The organism is Arthrobacter halodurans (genome assembly GCF_041877255.1).
Classification (GTDB): domain Bacteria; phylum Actinomycetota; class Actinomycetes; order Actinomycetales; family Micrococcaceae; genus Arthrobacter_N; species Arthrobacter_N halodurans.
On sequence record NZ_JBHDLJ010000004.1, the window covers coordinates 57,676 to 80,000 of the forward strand.

Annotated in this window: 18 protein-coding genes, 1 tRNA gene and 1 pseudogene; 11 read left to right on the forward strand and 9 right to left on the reverse strand. The window is 72.2% G+C overall.

Annotated elements, in window-relative coordinates; all coding sequences use genetic code 11:
* Nucleotides 1–85 precede the first annotated feature (85 nt).
* The 3 genes from ACETWP_RS06335 to ACETWP_RS06345 all read left to right on the forward strand — a co-directional run bounded on the left by ACETWP_RS06335 (nucleotide 86) and on the right by ACETWP_RS06345 (nucleotide 3,499).
* The gene (locus ACETWP_RS06335) at nucleotides 86–1,651 is read left to right on the forward strand and encodes a circularly permuted type 2 ATP-grasp protein (RefSeq protein WP_373971376.1); all 1,566 of its coding nucleotides are present in this window, start codon (nucleotides 86–88) and stop codon (nucleotides 1,649–1,651) included.
* A 73-nt stretch (nucleotides 1,652–1,724) separates the two neighbouring features.
* Entirely contained in the window at nucleotides 1,725–2,651 is a 927-nt protein-coding gene (locus ACETWP_RS06340; RefSeq protein WP_373971377.1) for an alpha-E domain-containing protein, read from the forward strand.
* Nucleotides 2,648–3,499, forward strand: a complete 852-nt coding sequence (locus ACETWP_RS06345) for a transglutaminase family protein (protein ID WP_373971378.1) — start codon at nucleotides 2,648–2,650, stop codon at nucleotides 3,497–3,499. The genes ACETWP_RS06340 and ACETWP_RS06345 overlap by 4 nt, the downstream gene beginning before the upstream one ends.
* Before the next feature lie 96 nt (nucleotides 3,500–3,595).
* Here the strand turns inward: ACETWP_RS06345 and ACETWP_RS06350 are convergent, their stop codons facing one another.
* Nucleotides 3,596–5,074, reverse strand: coding sequence for an SDR family NAD(P)-dependent oxidoreductase (locus ACETWP_RS06350; RefSeq protein ID WP_373971379.1), 1,479 nt, complete (start codon nucleotides 5,072–5,074; stop codon nucleotides 3,596–3,598).
* A 32-nt stretch (nucleotides 5,075–5,106) separates the two neighbouring features.
* A complete protein-coding gene (gene glgC / locus ACETWP_RS06355; protein ID WP_373971380.1) occupies nucleotides 5,107–6,348 on the reverse strand; it encodes a glucose-1-phosphate adenylyltransferase in 1,242 nt (413 codons plus the stop codon).
* Nucleotides 6,349–6,447: 99 nt separating this feature from the next.
* Here glgC and glgA point away from each other — a divergent pair, with 99 nt between their 5' ends.
* Nucleotides 6,448–7,650 carry a glycogen synthase gene (gene glgA, locus ACETWP_RS06360; RefSeq protein ID WP_373971381.1) on the forward strand — a complete coding sequence of 401 codons (1,203 nt, stop codon included), beginning with the start codon at nucleotides 6,448–6,450 and terminating at the stop codon, nucleotides 7,648–7,650.
* 105 nt (nucleotides 7,651–7,755) lie between these two features.
* Here the strand turns inward: glgA and ACETWP_RS06365 are convergent, their stop codons facing one another.
* A complete protein-coding gene (locus ACETWP_RS06365) occupies nucleotides 7,756–9,846 on the reverse strand; it encodes an acyl-CoA dehydrogenase family protein (RefSeq protein WP_373971382.1) in 2,091 nt (696 codons plus the stop codon).
* On the reverse strand, nucleotides 9,843–10,607 hold the full coding sequence (locus ACETWP_RS06370) for a TetR/AcrR family transcriptional regulator (protein WP_373971383.1): 765 nt from the start codon (nucleotides 10,605–10,607) through the stop codon (nucleotides 9,843–9,845). Before ACETWP_RS06370 ends, ACETWP_RS06365 begins: the two co-directional genes overlap by 4 nt.
* Nucleotides 10,608–10,669: 62 nt before the next feature.
* Here ACETWP_RS06370 and ACETWP_RS06375 point away from each other — a divergent pair, with 62 nt between their 5' ends.
* The 3 genes from ACETWP_RS06375 to ACETWP_RS06385 are packed head-to-tail and all read left to right on the forward strand — an operon-like array spanning nucleotide 10,670 to nucleotide 14,204.
* Entirely contained in the window at nucleotides 10,670–11,986 is a 1,317-nt protein-coding gene (locus tag ACETWP_RS06375) for an acetyl-CoA C-acetyltransferase (protein WP_373971384.1), read from the forward strand.
* Nucleotides 11,987–11,988: 2 nt separating this feature from the next.
* Entirely contained in the window at nucleotides 11,989–13,326 is a 1,338-nt protein-coding gene (locus ACETWP_RS06380; RefSeq protein WP_373971385.1) for a 3-oxoacyl-ACP reductase, read from the forward strand.
* Nucleotides 13,323–14,204, forward strand: a complete 882-nt coding sequence (locus ACETWP_RS06385) for a MaoC/PaaZ C-terminal domain-containing protein (RefSeq protein WP_373971386.1) — start codon at nucleotides 13,323–13,325, stop codon at nucleotides 14,202–14,204. Before ACETWP_RS06380 ends, ACETWP_RS06385 begins: the two co-directional genes overlap by 4 nt.
* Nucleotides 14,205–14,246: 42 nt before the next feature.
* Here the strand turns inward: ACETWP_RS06385 and ACETWP_RS06390 are convergent, their stop codons facing one another.
* Nucleotides 14,247–15,641, reverse strand: coding sequence for a glycosyltransferase (locus ACETWP_RS06390; RefSeq protein ID WP_373971387.1), 1,395 nt, complete (start codon nucleotides 15,639–15,641; stop codon nucleotides 14,247–14,249).
* A gap of 180 nt (nucleotides 15,642–15,821) precedes the next feature.
* Between ACETWP_RS06390 and ACETWP_RS06395 the strand changes: the two genes are divergently transcribed.
* Entirely contained in the window at nucleotides 15,822–17,051 is a 1,230-nt protein-coding gene (locus ACETWP_RS06395; RefSeq protein WP_373971388.1) for a glycosyltransferase family 4 protein, read from the forward strand.
* Here ACETWP_RS06395 and ACETWP_RS06400 read toward each other — a convergent pair.
* The 3 genes and pseudogenes from ACETWP_RS06400 to ACETWP_RS06410 all read right to left on the reverse strand — a co-directional run bounded on the left by ACETWP_RS06400 (nucleotide 17,048) and on the right by ACETWP_RS06410 (nucleotide 19,044).
* A complete protein-coding gene (locus tag ACETWP_RS06400) occupies nucleotides 17,048–17,176 on the reverse strand; it encodes a hypothetical protein (RefSeq protein WP_373971631.1) in 129 nt (42 codons plus the stop codon). The two genes, ACETWP_RS06395 and ACETWP_RS06400, sit on opposite strands and share 4 nt — an antisense overlap.
* Nucleotides 17,177–17,926: 750 nt before the next feature.
* Nucleotides 17,927–18,670, reverse strand: a pseudogene (locus ACETWP_RS06405) (M23 family metallopeptidase); the annotation flags it as partial.
* A gap of 289 nt (nucleotides 18,671–18,959) precedes the next feature.
* Nucleotides 18,960–19,044, reverse strand: a tRNA-Leu gene (locus ACETWP_RS06410).
* A 167-nt stretch (nucleotides 19,045–19,211) separates the two neighbouring features.
* Here ACETWP_RS06410 and ACETWP_RS06415 point away from each other — a divergent pair.
* Nucleotides 19,212–20,540 (forward strand): M20/M25/M40 family metallo-hydrolase, encoded by a 1,329-nt coding sequence (locus ACETWP_RS06415; RefSeq protein WP_373971389.1) that lies wholly within the window; start codon nucleotides 19,212–19,214, stop codon nucleotides 20,538–20,540.
* A 7-nt stretch (nucleotides 20,541–20,547) separates the two neighbouring features.
* Entirely contained in the window at nucleotides 20,548–21,741 is a 1,194-nt protein-coding gene (locus ACETWP_RS06420; protein WP_373971390.1) for an acyl-CoA dehydrogenase family protein, read from the forward strand.
* Here the strand turns inward: ACETWP_RS06420 and ACETWP_RS06425 are convergent.
* Nucleotides 21,738–21,980: a DUF5703 family protein gene (locus ACETWP_RS06425; RefSeq protein WP_373971391.1), complete on the reverse strand. Its 243-nt coding sequence runs from the start codon at nucleotides 21,978–21,980 to the stop codon at nucleotides 21,738–21,740. The genes ACETWP_RS06420 and ACETWP_RS06425 overlap by 4 nt on opposite strands.
* 41 nt (nucleotides 21,981–22,021) lie before the next feature.
* On the opposite strand from ACETWP_RS06425, the gene ACETWP_RS06430 reads away from it, so the two are divergent.
* A complete protein-coding gene (locus ACETWP_RS06430) occupies nucleotides 22,022–22,276 on the forward strand; it encodes a hypothetical protein (RefSeq protein ID WP_373971392.1) in 255 nt (84 codons plus the stop codon).
* Nucleotides 22,277–22,325: the final 49 nt, after the last annotated feature.

Here is a 22,325-nt window from a genome sequence, read left to right on the forward strand (position 1 = left end):
TGGAACGACTCCATCCTGCAACACCACACCCGGAGTTGGCGCGGCTAGGTGCCAGAACGCCCCGGGTCGTGAAAGTGTTGCACCTATGTCAGATCTATTTGAGGACTACGCCCGGGCGCAGGGGCGCTCCGCGGCCTTCGACGAGATGTTCCGTCGGGACCACGGGGTGCGCGACGTCTACGGCCAGGTGTCCGCCGCACTCGGCCGGCTGACGCCCGCCGACGTCGCCGCCCGTGCGGACTCCATGGCGCGGACGTTCCTGGACCGCGGCGTCACGTTCGACTTCGCGGGGGAGGAGCGGCCCTTCCCGCTGGACATCGTCCCGCGCGTGATCTCCGGTGAGGACTGGGACGTGCTGGAGCGCGGGGTCTCCCAGCGGGTCCGCGCGCTCGAGGCGTTCCTGGACGACGTCTACGACAAGATGCACGTCGTGGCGGACGGGGTGGTTCCGCGCCGGCTCATCACCTCCAGCGCGCACTTCCACCGCCAGGTCCACGGCTTCCGTCCGGCCGGGGGCGTGCGCGTGCACGTCTCGGGCATCGACGTGGTCCGCGACCAGGAGGGGACGTTCCGCGTCCTGGAGGACAACGTGCGCGTGCCCTCCGGAGTCTCCTACGTCATGGAGAACCGCCGCGCGATGGCGAAGGGCCTGCCGGAGGCCTTCGGCCAGCAGAACATCCGCGGCGTGGACGAGTACCCGCGCCGCCTGCTCGCGGCCCTGCACAAGACCGCTCCCGGGGGCGTCGAGGACCCGAACGTCGTGGTGCTGACCCCCGGCGTCTTCAACAGCGCCTACTTCGAGCACACGCTGCTCGCGGGGCTCATGGGCGTCGAACTCGTGGAGGGCCGGGACCTCGTCGTCCGCGGCAACCGCGTCTACATGCGGACCACGGAGGGCGAGCAGCGCGTCGACGTCATCTACAAGCGCATCGACGACGAGTTCCTGGACCCGCAGCAGTTCCGCTCCGACTCGGTGCTGGGCTGCCCCGGCATCGTCAACGCCGCGCGTGCCGGCAACGTGACGATCGCCAACGCGGTGGGCAACGGGGTCGCCGACGACAAGCTCGTGTACAGCTACGTGCCGGACCTCATCCGGTACTACCTCGGCGAGGAACCGGTCATCCCGAACGTCGACACCTTCCGGCTGGAGGAGGACGCGGCGCGGGAGGAGGTCTTGGACCGGCTGCACGAACTGGTGGTGAAGCCGGTCGACGGTTCCGGCGGGAAGGGCCTGGTCATCGGGCCGGACGCCAGCCGCGAGGAGCTCGAGGCCCTCCGTGCCCGGGTGCTCAAGGATCCGCGCGGCTGGATCGCGCAGCCGGTCCTGCAGCTCTCCACCGTTCCCACGATGGCGGAGGACCGCTTCAGCCCGCGGCACGTCGACCTGCGGCCCTTCGCCGTGAACGACGGCGAGGAGGTCTGGGTTCTGCCGGGCGGACTCACGCGCGTCGCGCTGAAGGAGGGCTCGCTCATCGTGAACTCCTCGCAGGGCGGCGGCTCCAAGGACACCTGGGTGGTGGACGAGACGTCCCCGGCCCAGACACCGGGGGCCGCGGCGGAGCCGCCCCCCAGCCGACGCCGGGAGAACGTGTGGCCGATCGAGGTCGGCAAGCGCGACGCCGAGCCCGACGAGCAGCAGGAGCAGCAGTGAGCGGCCGCGAGTCCCGCGGAACCAGGGCCACCCGGCCACAGTGCGGCCCCCGGGCCCGGAAGGGGAACACACCATGCTGAGCCGCATCGCGGAATCGCTGTTCTGGATCGGGCGCTACATCGAGCGCGCCGACGGGACCGCCCGCATCCTCGACGTCCACCTGGAGCGGCTGAACCAGTTGCCGCTCGCCGAGCAGCGCAGCGCGTCCCAGGAGCTGCTCGCCGTCATGGGGGTCCGCTCCGAGAGCGACGACTTCGACCTGGCCGATCTCCTGCACCACATGGCCTACGACCCGACCAACGCGGCGTCGATCGCGGGTTCGCTCGGCGCGGCCCGGGAGAACGCGCGCCGGGCGCGCGAGACCGTGTCCTCCGCGCTGTGGGAGACGCTGAACACCACCTGGTACGGCCTGAGCCAGCACCGCAAGGACGTGGTCGGGACCTTCCGCTTCTGCCATTGGACGCTGGAGCGCACGGCCATGGTGCGCGGCGCGGCCGACACGACCATGAGCAAGGACGAGTCGTGGAACTTCCTGATGCTGGGCCGCAGCCTGGAGAAGGCGGACATGACCGCGCGGATGCTGTCCACCGCCGACACGCAGGCCTCGGGCCTGTCGTGGGTGAACATGCTGCGCTGCGCCGGCGCCTACGAGTCCTTCCTGCGCACCCAGCGCACGGCGTTCGGGGAGAAGTACGCGGCCGAGTTCCTGCTCCTGGACCGCCTCTTCCCCCGCTCGATCGTCTACTCGCTGTCCGAGGCCGAGGACAGCCTGCGCATGCTGGACCCCTCGCACCGCCGCGTCGGCTTCCACAGCGACGCCCGCAGGATCGTCGGCCAGGCACGCTCCTTCCTCGAGTTCCACCAGTCCGAGGACCTGCTGCAGGAACTGCCCGAACACATGGAGCGCGTGCAAAAGGCCTGCTCCCAGGCGTCCGACGCCATCAGCCGGAAGTACTTCTCGCGCGCCGAAGACAACGCATGGGTAGGAGAGATCTCATGACCCGCCTCAAGATCCACCACCGGACCCGATACGACTACTCCGGGCGGGTGACGCTGTCCTACAACGAGGCGCGCATGTCCCCGCTCACGGACGCGCAGCAGGTGGTGCTCGAGAGCGGCGTCGCGGTCTCGCCGAGCGCCGCGGTCGCCACCACCTACCGGGACTACTGGGGAACGAAGGTCACCGCCTTCGACCTCACCGCCCCCCACGAGTTCCTGCAGGTCGACGCCGAGTCCACGGTCGAGGTGCACCGCGCCGAGCGCCCGGCCTCGCCGGACGCGCTGGCCGGCTGGGACACCCTGCGTGACTCCGCGGCCGCCGACGAGTTTGCGGACTGGCTGCCGCAGTCCCGGCTCAGCGAGCCCGGCCGCGAGGTCCGCGAGGCCGTCGCCCCCTTCGGCGCGCTGCCCACCCCGCACGAGGCGGCCCACGCGGTGCTCGGCTGGATCCGCGACCACATGGAGTACGTCCCGGGCGTCACCGGCGTCCACTTCAACGCCGAGGACGCCTGGCGGGAACGGCGGGGCGTCTGCCAGGACCTCGCCCACCTCGGCCTGGGCGCGCTGCGCTCCCTGGGCATTCCCGCCCGCTACGTGTCCGGCTACATCCACCCGCGTCCCGACGCCCCCGTGGGGGAGACGGTCGCCGGGCAGTCCCACGCCTGGATCGAGTGGTGGGACGGCGAGTGGCGCTCGTGGGACCCGACCAACCACAAGGCCGCGGGGGACCTGCACGTCTCGGTCGCGCGCGGCCGCGACTACCGGGACGTCAGCCCGCTGAAGGGGATCCAGTCCGGCGGGCGCGAGGCGTCGCTGAGCGTCGAGGTGCTGGTCACGCGGGTGGCGTGAGGCGCGGGGCGGTCGCGGGGAGGCCCGCGACCGCGGGGCGGTCGTCCGCCGTGCCGAGCGAGGGCGTGTGTCCGTCCCAGGCCTACCCGTGTGTGCCTACCAGGGGGAGGGCCGGTAGTCCTTGATGAAGCAGCCGTACAGGTCCACGCCGCGCTCGCCCTCGACGATCGGTTGGTAGACGCGCGCCGCGCCGTCGACCAGGTCCAGCGGCGCGTGCCAGCCCTCGGCCGCGTGGCGGATCTTCGAGTCGTGCGGCCGCTCGTCGGTGATCCAGCCGGTGTCGACGGCCGTCATGAGGATCCGGTCCGTCTCGAAGAGCTCCTCGGCGGAGGTGCGCGTGAGCATGTTCAGCGACGCCTTGGCCATGTTCGTGTGCGGATGGCCGGCACCCTTGTAGCGCCGCGAGAACTGGCCCTCCATGGCCGAGACGTTGACGACGTACTTCCTGCGGGCGTCGGCCGCCGCCATGGCCGGTCGGAGGCGGCTGGCCAGGAGGAAGGGCGCCGTGACGTTGCACAGCTGCACCTCCAGGAGCTCGAGCGCCTCGACCTCGCCCAGGGTCTGGGTCCAGCTGTTCTCGCTGACCAGGTCCGGGATCAGTCCGCCGGCGTCGATGGCCGTCCCGGCGGCGATCCGCTCCAGCGACGCCGATCCGGCGGTCATCGCCAGGGCCGCGAGTTGCGCGGGCTCCACCGCGCCGGTGGGCCGGAGCGTCGTCGTGTCGAGGTCGAAGGCCGCGGCCAGCGCCTGCGGATGGGCCTCCGGCGCGTGCCCCGCGCCCCAGACCTCGGGGCCGCCGCGCCCGGGCCCGAGCTCCGCGGGCAGCGGGACGCGCTCGGCGTCGATGAGGTGCCGGTAGGCGTTCCCCGTGCGGCGGACGGTCTGCGCCGCGTTGTTGATGAGGATGTCGAGGGGCCCCTCGGCGACCATGCGCTCCGCGAGCGAGACCACCTGGGACGGGTCGCGCAGGTCGATGCCGACGATGCGGAGCCGGTGCAGCCAGTCCGCGCTGTCCTCGAGCGCGGCGAAGCGCCGGGCGGCGTCGCGCGGGAAGCGGGTGGTGATGGTGGTGTGGGCGCCATCGCGCAGCAGCCGGAGCGCGATGTGCATGCCGATCTTCGCCCGGCCGCCGGTCAGCAGGGCCGTGCGGCCCGTCAGGTCCGCGCGCGCCTCGCGCCAGTGGCGGCCGCTGGCGGCGCACTCGGGGCACAGCAGGTGGTGGAAGGCGTCCACGCGCGTGAACGGCTGCTTGCACACGTAGCACTTGCGCGGTTGGCGGTACTCGCCGGCCGACGCCCCCTCGGCCGCCGATGTCAGCGGCAGTCCCTCGGTCTCGTCGTCCAGCCGGTCCGCCGCGCCCGTGGCCGTGGCCTCCATGGTCCGCCGGTCGGCCTCGAGGTCCTCCAGCCGCGCCGTCGTGCGCCGGTGCTTCTTGACCGCCTTGAACATCTTGCCGGTGGCGTGGCGGACGGCGACGAAGCGGTCGTCGTCGTCGGGCAGGACATGGACGGCCGCGAGGACGCGCAGGCAGGCCTGCAGGTCCTCGGGCGAGAAGGGGTTTTGGGCATCAGTCATGACCCGAGAACTCTACCGCCCGGGGCGCCGGATCACGGCATAACGACCTGGCCCTTGCTCAGCACCGTGATGCCGGATTCCGTGACGGTGAAGCCGCGCGCGCGGTCGTGCGCGGGGTCGACGCCGATCTGTGCGCCGTCCGGCACGACGACGTTCTTGTCGAGGATGGCGCGGTTGACGCGGGCGCCCTCGCCCACCAGCACGTTGTCCAGGAGCACGGACCCGGTGACGTGGGCGCCGCGCAGGAGCCGCACGTCCGTGGAGAGCACGGAGTTCTCGACCCGGGCGCCGGAGACCACGACGCCGGAGGCGAGGATGGAGTCGTGCGCCTCGCCCTGCGTGCCGTCGGCGCCGCGGACCAGCTTCGCGGGCGGGGAGACGGTCTGGCGCGTGAACAGCGGCCACTCCTTGTTGTAGAGGTCGAACTGCGGGATCGGCGCGATCAGGTCCATGTGGGCGTCGTAGTAGGAGTCCAGCGTGCCCACGTCGCGCCAGTACCGGCCGTTCCCGGGGTTCTCGCCGGGCACCGGGTTGGCCGAGAAGTCGTAGACGCCGCAGTCACCGCGCTCGACGAAGTGCGGAATGATGTCGCCGCCCATGTCGTGCTTCGTGTCCTCGCGCGTGTGGTCCTCGTCGAGCGCGGCGATGAGCGCGTCGGTGTTGAAGATGTAGTTGCCCATGGAGGCGAGGAAGCTGCCCGGATCGTCGGGCAGGCCCGGGGTGGTCTCGGGCTTCTCGACGAACGCGCCGATCCGGTCGGGGCGCTCGGGGTCCACCTCGATGACCCCGAACTGGTTCGCCATGGACAGCGGCTGGCGGACCGCGGCGACGGAGGCCGAGACCCCGGCCTTGATGTGCGCGTCGAGCATGTCCGAGAAGTCCATGCGGTAGACGTGGTCCGCGCCGACGACGACGACGTACTCGGGCTTGGCGTCGTGGACCAGGTTCATCGACTGGTAGATCGCGTTGGCGGACCCGAGGAACCAGTCCTTGCCGAGCCGCTGTTGGGCGGGCACGGACGCGACGTAGTTGTCCAGGAGCACCGACATGCGCCACGTCTCGGAGATGTGCCGGTCCAGGCTGTGCGACTTGTACTGGGTCAGCACCACGACCTTGCGGTACCCGGAGTTCACGACGTTCGACAGCGCGAAGTCGATGAGCCGGTAGCTCGCGGCGAACGGCACGGCCGGCTTGGCGCGGTCCGCGGTCAGGGGCATCAGGCGCTTGCCTTCTCCGCCGGCCAGAACGATGGCGAGTACCTTCTTCGTGGGCATGGAAGCTCCTTATCCAGGGCCGGTCCCCGGTGTTCCGGCCGCGACATTCACTACTGTGTCACACTATGTGACCGAGGCCGCAGGGACTACGTTGGCAGTGTGCGAATCGACATTATTTCCAAGGAATTTCCCCCGACCATCTATGGCGGGGCCGGTGTGCACGTCGCCGAGCTCTCACGGGTTCTGGCGCCGCTCGTGGATCTGCGGGTCCACGCGTTCGGAGACCCCCGTCCGGACGACTACCACGGGGCGCACGTGAGCAGCTACGGCGTCCCGGCGGAACTCGACGGAGCCAACCCGGCGGTGCAGACGCTCGGCACGGACCTGTCCATCGTCGGCAACCTGGCGCAGGCGGACCTGGTGCACTCCCACACCTGGTACGCGAACATGGCAGGACACCTCGGCTCGCTGCTGCACGGGATCCCGCACGTCGTCAGCGCGCATTCGCTGGAGCCACTGCGACCCTGGAAGGCGGAACAGCTCGGCGGGGGCTACGCGCTGAGCTCCTGGGCCGAGTCCACGGCCTACCACGCGGCGGCCGCCATCATCGCCGTCTCGGACGGGATGCGGCGCGACATCCTGCGCGCGTATCCGGACGTGGACCCGGGCAGGGTTCACGTGGTGCACAACGGGATCGACGTCGACGCGTGGAGCCCCGAGCCGGGAACCGACGCGCTGGCGGGTCTCGGCATCGACCCCGAGCGGCGGTCGGTGGTGTTCGTCGGGCGCATCACGCGGCAGAAGGGCGTGCCGTACCTGTTGCGCGCGGCGGCGCACCTCCCCGAGGACGTGCAGCTCGTCCTCTGCGCCGGGGCGGCCGACACCCCCGAGCTGGCGGCCGAGGTGGGCCGGCTGATCGAGGGCCTGCGGGCCACGCGCAGTGGCGTCGTCGTGATCGAGCGGATGCTCCCGCGCGACGAGCTGACGCAGGTCCTGTCCCAGGCGACCGTGTTCGCGTGCCCCTCGGTCTACGAACCGCTGGGCATCGTCAACCTCGAGGCCATGGCCTGCGGGACGGCGGTCGTCGCCAGCGCTACCGGCGGCATTCCCGAGGTCGTCGTCGACGGCGAAACGGGCTACCTCGTGCCGCTGGAGCAGACGCAGGACGGCACCGGCACGCCGCTGGACCCCGAGGGCTTCGTCGTCGCCTTCGCCGCGGCCCTCAATCGCGCCCTCGAGGACCCCGAGCGCGCCCGGGCGATGGGCGCCGCGGGCCGCCGGCGGGCGGCCGAGCACTTCAGCTGGACCGCAATCGCGGAGAAGACGCTCGAGGTCTACCGCAACGCCATCGCCGGCGCCTGACCGGCACCGCATCCGGCGGCACGGAGGCTCCCGCCGCCCGCGGGGGAGCCTCCGTGCCTCTGTCGCCGGGGCCCGCTGGTGCGGCCCCCCGGCCGCGTCCGCCGGTCAGCGCGCGGCGACCGCCCGCTCGGTTCCGCGGGTCGCCCGCTCCTCGGCCTTGCGCCGGGCCACGAGGATCTTCTCGTCCACCGGCGCGTCGGCGGAAGCGCGCTGCCGGCGCAGGTACTCCATCGACTCGGCCTGCCGCTCCGCCTCGATGCCCGTGGCGATGTCTGCGCGGAGGTGCTCCGGGCCGTAGCCGAAGGCGTCGACCAGGTCCTGCGCGTGCGGGCGCAGCCGGGCCAGGAGGCGGTTGATGTAGGGCCCCAGCGTGCGGGCGCGCTGGCTGGAAAGCCGGCCGTGCATGAGGTACCACGACAGGTTGGATTCGATGAGGCCGAGTCCGTAGAGGTCGCGCAGCCACGTCAGCACGGCCTTGGTGCCGGGATCCTGGACCCGTTCGACACCGCGGGTAAAGGCCTCCCAGAGCAGGAGCTCGGCGTGCGAGCGGGCCGCCTCGATGACCTGGTGCTGGTGTTCGTTGAACACTGCCGCCGCCTGGTCCTGCGGCAGGCGCGCCGCGCCGCGCATCTCGTCGGCGACCTCGGAGACCATGGTGCGCACGCGGTCGGTCAGCAGTTCGCGCTGCGTGTCGGCGTCCTTGAGGAAGTTCGCCGAGCGCTTTTCCGAACCGGTGTCCGCCCACGTCTGCGCGAGCTGGCGCAGGCCCGAGCGGTTCAGCGCGACGTGCTCGGCACGGCGGACGACGTAGCGCGCGAGCACTCCCGCGTCGAGGTGCCGGAACTCCTGGGCGTAGTCGGCCAGGAGCCGCTTGGCGACCAGCTGGAGAAGGACGTTGTTGTCGCCCTCGAACGTCGCGTAGACGTCGAGGTCCGCGCGCAGCGAGGTGAAGCGGTTCCGGGTCAGGAACCCGGCCCCTCCGCAGGCCTCGCGGCATTCCTGCAGGATGTCGAGGGCGTGCCACGTCGAGGTCGGCTTCAGGGCCGCGGCGAGCGTCTCCAGGTCCTGGCGGTCCTCGTCGGTGTCGTGCGCGCCGGAGAAGACGTCGTCGAACTTCTCCAGCAGCTCCTCGTGCGCGAAGGACATGGCGTACGTCGTCGCGATGCGCGTGACGAGCCGCCGCTGGTGGCGCTGGTAGTCGAGCAGCACCTCCTCCGTGGTGGTCGAGGAGGCGTTGAACTGGCGCCGCTCGTTGGCGTAGCGGACGGCGATCTGCAGGGCGACCTTGCTGGCCGCGACCGCCGCGCCGTCCAGCGAGACGCGCCCCTGCACCAGCGTCCCCAGCATCGTGAAGAACCGGCGGCCGGGGCTGGCGATGGGGGAGGTGTACGTCCCGTCCTCGGCGACGTCGCCGTAGCGGTTGAGCAGGTTCGTCCGCGGGACCCGCACGCGGGTGAAGTGCAGGCGCCCGTTGTCGATGCCGTTCAGTCCGCCCTTGAGCCCGTCGTCCTCGCCACCGATGCCGGGCAGGAAGCCGTTGTCGTCGCGGATCGGCACGTAGAAGGCGTGCACGCCGCGGTTGACGCCGCGGCTGATCAGTTGCGCGAAGACGACGGCGGCGCGCCCGTGGAGCGCGGCGTTGCCGAGGTAGTCCTTCCACGCGCCGCGGAACGGCGTGTGGATCACGAACTCCTGGGTCTCGGCGTCGTAGGTGGCCGTCGTGGCGATGCTGGCGACGTCGGAGCCGTGGCCGATCTCCGTCATCGCGAACGCGCCGGGGATCTCCATGTTCATGATGCCCGGCAGCCACTTGTCCTGGTGCTCCTGCGTCCCGAGGTGCATCACGGCGGAGCCGAACAGGCCCCACTGGACGCCGGCCTTGATCTGCAACGAGGGGTCGGCGACGACGAGCTCCTCGAAGTTCGCGATGTTGCCCCCGTGGTTGTCCTCGCCCCCCAGGCGCCGGGGGAGTGAGCGCGAGATGGCCTTGGCCTCCACCAGGAGCGTCAGCTGGTGGAGCACACGCTCGCGTTGCTCCGCCATGCCGAGGCCCTCGATGCGCTGGAACTCCGGCCGGCCGGCGAGTTCGCGGGCCTGCTTGCGGATGTCCGCCCACTTGCCCAGCAGCTGCTCCCCGAGGGCCGCGACGTCGACGCCGGGGTTCGGGGTGGCGGAGGTCGGTGTTTCCTGAGTCACTGCGGTGGCCTTTCGTCGTGCACGGGTGTGGTGGTGGGTGTGGAGGCGGGTGGGGTCGCAACTGTCGGCCGGCGCACGATGCCGCGGACCAGCCAGCGGGTGATGGTCTCGGCCAGCTCCTCCTCGGTGGGCTTCTCCGGGCCCTCCGGCAGGCGGAGCCACGTCTCCCCGGCGGCGCGGACCATGCCGATCGAGGCGCGCGGCCACAGCGCGACGGCGGCGGCGCCGCCCGCGTGGGCCTCGCCGGCGCCGATGTACGCGTGCAGGCGCTCGCCCATCATGGCCGTGATGTCGGCGAAGAAGTGGTGGAGGGGCTCCTCGTCCTCGCCGGCCGCGCCGCCGGAGGCGTCGGGCACGGCGAGCGGGTCCCGGCCGGTCGAGGTGACGAAGAAGTAGACGTTCGGGGATGTCTGCGCCATGTGCAGGTAGGCGCCCACCATGGCGCGCAGGCCCTCCTCCTCGGAGGAGGCGCGGCGCGCGGCGTCGATGACCTTGGAGCGCATCTGCGCGATGACGACCTCGCCCATGGCGCGGCGGAGACCGTTCTTGTCCCCGAAGTACCGGTAGAACACGGACTTGCTGGTGCCGGCGGCCGCGGCCAGGTCCTCCATGGACGCGGCCGGCCCCAGCCGGTGCAGCGCGCGCCGGGCGACGCTGATCAGCTCGAGCCGCCGGACCTGCCGGTGCGCGTCCCAGCGCGCGGACCGGCCGTCGCCGGCGGGCGCCTCGGGGACCTGGGTTTGTCGCGGGGTGACGTTCACGATACCCAGCGTATCAGGTACGCTTGGTATCGGTAACCCTCACCGATCCCCAGGAGCGTCCCATGGCCCCGCAGCCCACCCCCGCCACAGCCGGCGGAACCGCCCGCCCCGCCGTCGTCATCGGGGGAAACCGCATCCCGTTCGCCCGTTCCGGCGGCCCCTACGCGCGGGCCTCCAACCAGGACATGCTGACCGCGGCGCTGGACGGGCTCGTCGCGCGCTTCGGCCTGCAGGGGGAGCGCATCGGCTCCGTGGCCGGGGGCGCCGTCCTGAAGCACTCCAAGGACTTCAACCTGGTGCGCGAAGCGGTGCTGGGCACCTCGCTGGACCCGCAGACCCCCGCCTACGACGTGCAGATGGCGTGCGCCACGGGCATGGAGGCCATCGGGTCCCTCGCCAACAAGATCCGGCTCGGGCAGCTTGAGTCCGCGATCGGCGGCGGGGTGGACACGACGTCGGACGCGCCCATCGCCGTGAGCGAGGGCCTGCGCGCGGTGCTCCTGGACCTCTCGCGGGCCAAGTCCGCGCGGCAGAAGCTGGCCGCCGTCTCGCGGCTCCGGCCGCGCGACCTCGCGCCCCACGCCCCGGGCACCGGCGAGCCCCGGACCGGGCTGTCCATGGGCGACCACCAGGCAACGACGACCGCGGCGTGGGGCATCACGCGCGCCGCCCAGGACGAACTCGCGCTGGCCAGCCACCGCAACCTCGCGGCGGCCTACGACCGGCACTTCTTCGACGACCTCATCACCCCCTTCCGCGGCGTCTCGCGGGACACCAACCTCCGCGCCGACACCACGGCCGAGAAGCTGGCGGGCCTCAAACCGGTCTTCGGCAAGGACCTCGGGGACGGGGCCACCATGACGGCGGGCAACTCCACCCCGCTGACCGACGGGGCCTCCGTGGTGCTGCTCGGCTCCGAGGACTACGCCCGGACCCACGACCTGCCCATGCTGGCCAACTTCGTGGACTTCGAGGCGGGCGCCGTCGACTTCGTGCGCGGCAAGGAGGGGCTGCTCATGGCCCCGGCCTACGCCGTACCGCGGATGCTGGAGCGCAACGGGCTCACGCTGCAGGACTTCGACTTCTACGAGATCCACGAGGCGTTCGCGGGCACCGTGCTCAGCACGCTGGCCGCCTGGGAGGACCCGGACTTCTGCCGGAACAAGCTGGGCCTCGAGTCGCCGCTGGGGGCCATCGACAGGACGCGCCTGAACGTGAACGGCTCCTCGCTGGCGGCGGGACACCCGTTCGCCGCGACCGGCGGCCGCATCGTCGCCACGCTCGCGAAGCTGCTGCACGAGAAGGGATCCGGGCGCGGCCTGATCTCCGTGTGCGCCGCCGGCGGCCAGGGCGTCGTCGCGATCCTGGAGGCGCGCTGACCATGGGCGACAGCTACCTGAAACTCGTCAACACCGGCCTGACCCAGGACCTGGCGAAGCGACTGGGATTGCCGCGGCCGGCGATCCTCCGGCGGCACGACCCGGGGGCGCCGCTTGTCCCGGGCCCCGTCGTGCTGCTGGGCGCCGGGGAGGCGGCCCACCACCTCGCCGAGACGATGCTCGGCTGGGGACTGGACGTGCGTCGGCACGGCGCGGGATCCGAACGGATCGGCGCCATCGTGCTGGCGCTGGACTCGGTCCAGACGCCCGCCGAGCTCTCCGTGGCCGCGCTGGAGGCCGGGCAGTCCCTGCGTCACCTCCTGCCCGGCGGGCGCGTCGTGGGGGTCTCGCGGCCGGCGTCCGAATCGGTGGACCCCGAGCAGTCGGCCGCGCGGCAGGGGATCGACGGCATGCTCCGCTCCCTGGGCCGCGAGCTGCGCGGCGGCGCGACCGCCAACGGCATCGTCCTGGCCCGGGGCACCGGCGCCGACGCGCCGTCCGCGGTGGCCGCCCTGCGCTTCCTGCTCTCCGGCCGCAGCGCCTACGTCGACGGCCAGTTCGTCCGGGTCTCCACGGGCGACGGGGCGCTGCCGGCGTCCTGGGACGCCCCGCTGGCCGGCAAGGTCGCCGTGGTGACCGGCGCAGCCCGCGGCATCGGCGCGTCGATCGCGCGCACGCTCCGGCGCGACGGCGCGACCGTCGTCGTGGTGGACGTGCCGGCGGCCGGCGAGGCGCTGGCACGCGTCGCCAACGAACTCGGGGGGACCGCGCTGCAGCTGGACATCACCCGGCCCGACGCCGGCACGGTCATCCTCGAGCACGCGACCACGCGCCACGGGTCGCTGGACATCGTGGTGCACAACGCCGGCATCACGCGCGACAAGCTCCTCGCCAACATGGACGCCGCGCGGTGGGACTCCGTGATGGCGGTGAACCTCGAGTCGCAGCTGCGGATGAACCGTATCCTCCTGGACGCCGGCCTGCGGGGCCTGCGGATCGTGTCGCTCGCCTCGACCAGCGGGATCGCGGGAAACCGCGGGCAGACGAACTACGCAGCGTCCAAGGCCGGGGTGATCGGCATGGTCCGGGCCACCGCCCCGCTCGTCGCGGCCGCGGACGGCGGCATCAACGCCGTGGCCCCGGGATTCATCGAGACGGACATGACGGCGAGGATTCCCGCGGCCACGCGGGCGGTCGCGCGCATGCTCATGCCCTCGCTCATGCAGGGCGGACTCCCCGTGGATGTGGCCGAGGCGGTGGCCTTCCTCGCGGCGGACGGCGCAGGTGGCATCAACGGGGAGACCCTGCGGGTCTGCGGACAGTCGCTGGTGGGCGCATGAACCGCCGCGAGGTCCGCTTGGACGCGGTGCCGGGGCTGGTCGGCCTCTACGCGACCGCCCTGCGGCGGCAACTCGTGGCGCGGCGGAGCCGGCAGGGGGAACCGCTGGAGTTGCCGGCGGTCGAGCACGCGGTCGACGGAGTGACCGCCGACCCCGACCGGCTTGTCGCCTACCAGCGGCTGATGGGCGACACCGTCCGGGACACCCTGCCGAGCGTGTTTGTGCACGGCATGGCGTTCCCCGTGGCGATGAGCGTGCTGGCCGCCGAGGACTTCCCGCTGCCCCTGCTCGGCATGGTCCATCTGGGCAACGAGGTGGAGCACCGGCGGGCCGTCGGTGCCGAGGAGGAGCTGGCGGTGCGTGCCTGGGCGGAGGGCCTGAGACCGCACCACGCCGGAACCGCGTTCGACGTCGTGTGCGAGGCGTCGGTCTCCGGCGTCGTGGTGTGGCGCGGCGTCTCCACGTACCTCGCCAAGGGGGTCTGGGCCGGAGCGCGGCCGGAGCGCACGGAGCGCGCCGAACCCTCCGCCGCCGCGCGGACCAGGACCGGGGTGTGGAGGCTCGGGGCGGAGACCGGCCGCGCCTACGCCGCGGTTCTCGGCGACTACAACCCGATCCATCTCGGCCTCCTGCCCGCGAAGGCGCTGGGGCTGAAGAGCCACATCGCGCACGGCATGTTCCTGGCCGGCAGGGCGCTGGCGGCGACGGCGCCGAACGACGGCGGGTACCGCTGGTCGATCGGGTTCGAGGCTCCCGTGTTCCTGCCGGCCTCGGTCCAGTTCGGCGTCAGGGAGTCCGGGGACGCGACCCTGTTCGAGGGCTGGAGCGCCGCCTCGTCGCGCCGCCACTTCTCCGGGTCCGTTCGTCCGCTGCGCTAGCCGCGCGGCCGGCGGGCTGATGTCCGGCCGGCGGGGCGGGGATCAGGTCCGCCGCGCCGGCTCCGGCCGACCAGCCGTCGCCGTGAGGGCCCGACCGTAGGAGCCGAGGGCCGCCTCGGCCGTCCGCGCCCAGTCGAACCGCGCCGCGTGCCGCGCAGCCGCCTCTCCGTAGGCGGCCAGCCTCTCGGGGGTGTCGGCGAGCCCGGCCAGCGCGGCGGCCCAGCGCCCCGGATCCAGGTCGGGGAGCAGCACGCCCGTCTCCCCGTCCAGGACGGTGTGCCGCAGGCCCCCGACGTCGTGCGCCAGGACTGGGGTGCCGCAGGCCTGGGCCTCCATGGCCACGAGCCCGAACGACTCGCTGTAGGACGGAACGGTCACGAGGTCGGCGCCGCGGAACCAGCCGGCCAGTTCGTCGGGAGGAACCGGAGGCAGGAGACCCACCTCGCGCTCGACGCCTTCCTCGGCCACGAGCCGGTGCAGGTTCAGCTCCGGCGCCCCGCTGCGGGCGCCGATGACGGCCAGCTCGACGGCGAGGTCGGGCCGGGTGCGGTTCAGCACGCCGAGGGCCCGGACCAGGATGTGCGGGCCCTTCAGCTTCTGGATCCGGCCCGCGAAGAGGAGCCGCAGCGGGCGTCGGACCATCGTGTCGGGTGCGGGTGCGGGTGCGGGTGCGGGTGCGGCCGCGTCGGGTGCCGTCTCGGCGGCGCCCGTGGCGGCCGGCGCACCGCCGTGGAAGCCCCGCCACTGCCGCGGCCCGTCCGGACGGAAGATCCCGAGGTCCACCCCCGGGGGAACGACGTCCACCATGGACGGATCGGCGGAGTACAGGGACACGAGCTCGCGGACCTCGGCCGGGGTGTTGGCCGTGATGCGGGCCGACTCCGCCACCAGGCGAAGCTCGGCGCTGAGCCGGACGTCCGGTTCGTCGGCGTCGGCGTGGTGGCGGCGCTTCACCTTCCCCATGGTGTGCATGGTGTGGACCAGGGGCACGCCCCAATCCCGCGCAAGTTCGAGACCGGCCAACCCCGACATCCAGTAATGGCTGTGGATCAGGTCGAACCGGCCGGAGCAGCACTTCTGGATGGCGGCCACGATCTCGGGCAGGAACTCGGGCAGGCGCTCCTTGGAGAGGGGGCCCTCGGGTCCGGCGGCCATGTGGTGCACGGTTACGCCGTTCCCCAGCACCGTGGTTCCCGCCCCGTCGACCGCCCGAGTGAAGATGTCGACGCCGACGCCTCGGCCGGCGAGGGCCGCCGCGAGCTGGCGGACATAGACGTTCATGCCCCCGGCGTCGCCGGATCCCGGCTGGGCCAAGGGGGAGGTATGCAGGGAGAGCATCGCGATGCGCAGGCCTCCGCCGGCGCCACTCGGCGGTTCCGATGCGTCGGACCGCCGGGCGGCGCCGCCCGGCAATTGCTCGCGGAGTGAGGGGGTCATGTGCTTCCTAGCGGCGGTCCGACGGTTCGCCGGAGTATCACCTGAAGATTAGTCCCCGGCCGCGGCGCCCCGCCACTCCGGTCCGCGCTCTCCGGTGAGGCGGACTCCGGTAAGGCGGACTCCGGGCGAACCGCCGCCGCCCCGGCGTGGCGGGAACGACCCGTGGCCTACGCTGGAGCAATGCGTGTGGCCCTGATGTGCGACTACTCCCTCGAGTACCTCGGTGGCGCCCAGACGGCGTTCATCCAGCAGGCACGCGTGCTCGCCGACGCCGGGCACCGGGTGACGGTCATCGCGCCGCGGCCGACCACGTCCGTGCCCGAGCTGGAGACGCACGAGCGCATCGAGCTCGCGCCCATCGATTTTCCGCTGATCGTGCCGTCCGTCGGGCTGCCGCTGATTCGCAACACCGCCGCGGTGGTGCGGCAGGTCGGCGAAGTGCTCCGACGGACCGAGTCCCAGCTCCTGCACTGCCATTCGGAGTTCGGGCTGGTCCGGGCCGGGTTCACCGCGGCGCGGCGGGCCGGATTGCCGGTGGTCCTCACCGTGCACACGTTCTTCTGGCAGGCTGTGGGGCCGTTCCAGCGCCCCAAGGCGGCCATGGTCCGCGCCTGCTACCGCTGGCTCACCCGCTCCGGCATGACGAACGCGCGTCTCGGCCAGCGCCCTGTGGACGCGGCCCTGCGGAACATGACTTTGACCACGGCGCGGCTCGCCGACGCCGTGGTGTCGCCGTCGGCCCACCAGGCCGCCCATCTTCGCGCGGCCGGACTGGTGGACGTGGCCGTCATACCGAACACGTTCAGGATCGCCGAGCGCCCGGCCCCGCTGCCCCCGCAGACCGGGGACGCGCCGCTCCGCCTGGCCTGGATCGGACGCTGCGTCGAGGAGAAGCGTCTGCTCCCGTTCATCGAGGCCATCCGGTTGGCGGCGAAGGATCTGGGTCCCGGGCGCCTCAGTGTCGCGGTGATCGGCGACGGTCGGCAGCTGGCGGCGGCGCGGTCCGCCGCGGCCGCACTGCCGGAGGTCGAGTTCGTGGGCCGGGTGGGCAACGAACGCGTGCGGCGACTGATCAGCTCGTCGCACCTAACGTGCCTGACCTCTCACGGTTTCGACAACCAGCCCATGACCGTCGTGGAATCGATCCTCTTGGGCCGCGGGGTGCTCTATGTCGATCCGGAACTGCGCGAGGGACTGGTGTCCTGCGGGGTGCTGGCGGACGCACCGGACCCCGCCGCGATGGCCCGCGCGATCGTCGCGATCGCCAACGACCCGGAGATCGCCCGGGATCTCACGGACGCGGCTGCGGAGGCCGCGCGGGAGTTCCTGCCGGCGACCTTCGCCGGCTCGTCGACGGAACTCTACGGCCGGCTCATCGCCGGTTTGCCCGTCCGCGCGCGGCGGGCCTAGGCCACCTCGACGGTCCGCCGCGCGGCGGCGGTGGCGGCCTCGTGCGCGGTGTCGGCCAACGGTTCGCCGGACGCCCCGGAACCGGCGTCCGTGGTCGCGGCCGCGCCCGACTCCGAGGGAACCATGGTCGCAGTCGGCGTCGGGGCGGGTGCATCCGACGGCGGAGCCTCGCTCGGGACGGGTGGCCCGGGCGTCTCGGAGGGCACCGGCGGCGGATCGACCGGCGCGGGCTCGGGCGACGCGGGCGGCGTCCCCGGGGACGGTGAAGGCGGATCGACCGGCGCTGGCGCCGGGGCCGGTGGAGTCGGAGCCGGTGGGGTCGGGACCGGTGGGGTCGGAGCCGGGGGGTCGACCGTCGTCGGGGGCGCCGGCTCGCTCGGAGGCGGCGTGTTCAAGGGCGGAGTCGGAGTCGACGGGGGCGGTGTGGGCTTCGGCGTCGTTGTTGGCGGCGGGGTGCTCGGCGGGGGAGTCCCCGGCGGCGTGGAAGTCGGCGGGGGAGTGCCCGGCGGCGTGGAAGTCGGCGGGGGAGTGCCCGGCGGCGTGGAACCCGGAGGGGAGACAGGGGTGCCGCCGGACGGCGGCGTAGGGCGTGGAGAGGGCTTGCCCGGGGTCGCATCTGGGCGTCCCGGAACCGGCGACGGTGTCGGGTCCAGGGCGTCCGAAGGTGGCGCTGCCGGTGGCGCGGGGGCCCGCGGGGCGGGCGGAACCGCCACGCGCGGTGGCGACATGCTCGGGTCCCGGAGCGCGCCGATCGGCGCCTTGGGGCCGGCGAGGACACCTGCGGCCACCGTGCCCTGCACCGACCTCAGCTCCGCGGGCGTCAGGGGACGGGGCTGACCGGGCACGCTCGGCAGATACAGTGCCGGATCCGTCCATTTGCCGTTCAGGTAGACCTCGAAGTGGACGTGGCATCCCGTCGAATTGCCGGTCGTTCCGGAGAGCGCCACCAGCGCGCCCTGCTCCACCCGGTCGCCGACCCGCGCCACGAGGAGGGAGTTGTGGCTGTACGCCGTGCTTACGCCCGAACCGTGGTCGACGGTGATGCGGTTGCCGGAGTGCCCCGCCCAGGCGGACTGGACCACGGTGCCGGACTCGGCCGCCCGGACCGGGGACCCGCAGGCGATCGCGTAGTCCTGGCCGATGTGTATTTGGTGGCCGGAACCCGTGGGGTTCGCCCGCCAGCCGAATGGGCTGGTGATGCGCAGCGTCGAGACCGGATGCGCCAGGCGAAGGCCTCCCGGGAGCCCCGCGTCGGCGCCGACGAGCGCGAGCCGGTCCACGGCACGCAGGACGCTCTCGCCGTCCGCGGCGCTACCGTCCCGGTTCACCTCCAGGCCGGGAGGCTGCCTCCACGCGGCCGCCTGACGCGCGACGGCTTGGGCGGGCCCTTGGAAGGCCGGCGCGGCGAAGCCGGGCACCAGCACGGGTGCGGCCACGCCTATGGGCAGCGCGGCCGGTCCCGCGGCCACGGCCACACCCCGCGAAGCGGGCGTGAATCCGGCCGCGGGCGATGAGCCCACGAGTAGTGCGGCGGCGGTGGCGGTGGCCAGCCAGCGCCACGTCAAGAAGGTATTGCTGCGGCGCACCCCAGTTTGCCGCACGCTCCCCAATGTCGTCATGTTGTTCCCCTAAGTAACCCGCAGGGGACGCTCCCCAAGAGACCCCCCACAGGTACGACAACTGCGTACGCCTCACCGTACAGGCGGGACGTGGTCCGGTCTAGGGAACTGGTGAACTTGTGCGTCGGACCCCATGAGGGCCCCGACGGCGCGCGCTCCGGCATCGCGTCCCGCCGCGCACAAGCCCTCGCGGTTGTTCAGGGACATACAAGGTGCGTTGGGCGTCAATGGGGGTTCGGCGGGGAACGAAAAGGCCCCAGCCGGATCTCTCCGACTGGGGCCTTCGCTGTGCGCGGAGGGGGACTTGAACCCCCACCCACTATCCGTGGACTAGCACCTCAAGCTAGCGCGTCTGCCTATTCCGCCACCCGCGCAGGTGGTGCATTCCACGTCCGGAACCCGATCCTTGGATCGTCGTTCCCGGTGAAAGCGGCGAGTAAGACTCTAACACGGTCCCTACGGAGTTCCCAATTCGGCGGTCCCGGGCCGCGGCTGGCTAGGCTGGGGGTCTGGAGGTCCAGCACAACCGGAAGGTGAAGCCATGACACAGCAAACGAACGAGGGCGCGCATGGCGTGCCGGCGGGCGACGAGGTCGTCGAGATCTGCCGCGACCTCATCCGCTTCGACACCTCGAACTTCGGTGGGAACGACAGCCGGGGCGAGCGCGGGGCCGCCGAGTACGCGGCGGGGCTGATGTCCGAGGGCGGGCTCGAGCCCCGGATCTTCGAGTCCTCGCCCGGGCGCGCCAGCGTCGTGGCGCGCATGGAGGGCACCGACCCGAGCCTGCCCGCCCTCGTCGTCCACGGCCACCTCGACGTCGTCCCCGCGCTCAAGGAGGACTGGAGCGTCGACCCGTTCGCCGCGGACGTCAAGGACGGCATGATCTGGGGACGCGGGGCCGTGGACATGAAGGACATGGATGCCATGATCCTCGCCGTCCAGCGCCAGATGCACCGCGACGGCACACGCCCCCGCCGAGACCTCGTCTTCGCGTTCTTCGCGGACGAGGAGGCCGGTGGCGACTATGGAGCCTCGTGGCTCGTGGACCGGCATCCGGAGCTTTTCGAGGGAGCGGCGGAGGCCATCAGCGAAGTGGGTGGTTTCTCCTCGACCGTCGGCGGCCGCCGAGCCTACTTCCTGCAGACCGCGGAGAAGGGCATCGCCTGGCTGAAGCTCGCCGCGGCCGGCCGCGCCGGGCACGGCTCGCAGATCAACGACGACAACGCCGTCACGCTCCTGGCCGAGGCCGTCTCCAGGATCGGCCGCCACGAGTGGCCGTTGGAGTACACGAAGACGACCCGCGCCTTCCTCGAGGGCGTGTCCGAACTGACCGGTGTGGAATTCTCGGAGGACGATCCGGCGGCCCTGCTGGACCAACTCGGCACGGTCGCCCGGTTCGTCGGCGCGACGCTGCAGAACACGTCGAACCCGACCGTCCTGAAGGCCGGGTACAAGCACAACGTCATCCCGGGCGGGGCCGAGGCGCTCATCGACTGCCGGACCCTGCCGGGGCAGGACGAGCTGGTCATGCGGACCCTGCGCGAACTCGCCGGCGAGGGCATCGACATCAGCACCGTGCACTCCGACGTCGCCCTGGAGGTCCCGTTCTCCGGGACCCTGGTGGACAGCATGGTCGGCAGCCTGCGGTCCGAGGATCCGGACGCCGTGGTGCTGCCGTACATGCTCAGCGGGGGGACGGACAACAAGTCGTTGTCCCGCCTCGGCATCACGGGCTACGGCTTCGCGCCGCTGCGGCTGCCGGACGACCTCGACTTCACCGGAATGTTCCACGGCGTCGACGAGCGTGTCCCCACGGAATCGCTGCAGTTCGGCACCCGGGTGCTCCACCGCCTGCTGACGACCTACTAGGAGAGCGGTGACAGGGCCCGAAGACCTCCTCACCCCGGACCTGCTGGGCCGGGTGCGCGCCCGCGCCGCCGGCTACGACGCGTCCAACTCCTTCTGCGTCGAGGACTTCGAGGAGTTGCGGGCCGCGGGGTACCTCAAGGCCATGCTGCCGCCGGAGCTCGGCGGGTTCGACTGGGGGATGGAGCGCACGACGGCGGCGCAGCGGCTGCTGGCCGCCCACGCGCCGGCCACGGCGCTGGCGGTGAACATGCACCTGGTATGGACCGGTGTCGCGCGGCTCTTGGCCGCGCGGGGCGACCACAGGCTGAACGCGGTGCTGGAGTGGGTCGCCGACGGGGAGGTGATGGCATTCGGCGTCTCCGAGGCGGGCAACGACTCGGTCCTGTTCGACTCGACGACCGTCGCCGCTCGGGCGGCCGACGGGTCCTACGCGTTCACGGGCACCAAGGTCTTCACCTCGCTGGCGCCCGTCTGGACGAAGCTGGGGGTCTTCGGGAGGTCGGCTGAGGACGGCGGGGACATGCTCGTGCACGGATTCCTCGATCGGGCGGCCCCGGGAATCGAGGTGCTGAGCAACTGGGACACGCTCGGGATGCGGGCGACGCAGTCCCACTCCACCCGCCTCACGGCGGCCCGCGTCCCGGCGGAGCACGTGCACACCGCGTCGCCCGTCGGGCCGAGCGCGGACCCCTTGGTCTTCGGGATCTTCGCGTCGTTCCTGACACTCACGGCGTCCGTCTACGTGGGGCTCGCGGAGCGTGGCATGGAGCTGGCGGCGTCGATCCCCGGAACAAGGCATTCGCTGCGCGGCGGCGGGCGGACGTATGCGCAGGACCCGGACATCCGGTGGCAGGTGGCCGACGCCGGCCTTGCCGTCCTCGGGCTTGATCCCCAGCTGCGCCTCGCGGCCCGCGACCTGGACGATCTGGTGGACCATGGGGACTCGTGGTTCCCGCGCCTCGTCGCCCTGCGAACGCACGCCGGCGATGCGGCGCGGCGGAGCGTCAACCTCGCCCTGCAGGTGTCGGGTGGTGGCCAGTACTTCCGCGGCACCGAACTCGAGCGCCTCTACAGGGACGCGTTGGCGAGCCTGTACCACCCGTCCGACGCGGAGTCCGCCCACGCGACGGTTGCCCAGTGGCTCCTGGGCCCACCGGAGCGTTCGGGCCCGGCGGAGAGCCCGGGCCCCACGGAGCACTAGAGAAGGGGCGGGAGGGTCCGCTCCACGCGCATCAGGCGCCGGCGCATCCAGTACCGCCGCACGCCACCGTAGTAGATCCGACTGCGGCGCAGTTCCCATTTGCCGTATTCGGCGTGCTCGGCGAGCGAGCGCCGGGCTTCGGCCAGGGACTGTCCGGGGCGGACGGTCATGACCAAGTACTCGAAGGCCCCGGAGGGGTCTCGATACAGCTCGGGATCGGCGACTGCTTTTTCCATCATCTCCTGACCATTGTGCTCGAAAAACGGGTAACGTCTAGTCCATGAGCACTGATCCGCGCGTCGCCTTGCAGGCCCTCGTCTCCTCCTTCGAAGAGCACCTCTCGGCCATCGCGTCCCGGCGGGGCGAGTCGGACACGTCCGTCGAGTCGGCGTTCTTCTCGATCGCCGACGCCTTCGAGGAGTACGAGGACGCGCTCTACGAGGCCTACGGCGAGGTCACCCCGTTGGAGCTCTACGACGACGCCGCGGACGACGAAGACGGCGAAGAGGACGGGCGGACCGCCGCACGGGCATGAGGCGTCTCACGGTGCACTGACGCGGTTCGTGTGTCCCAAGTGAAGTAGT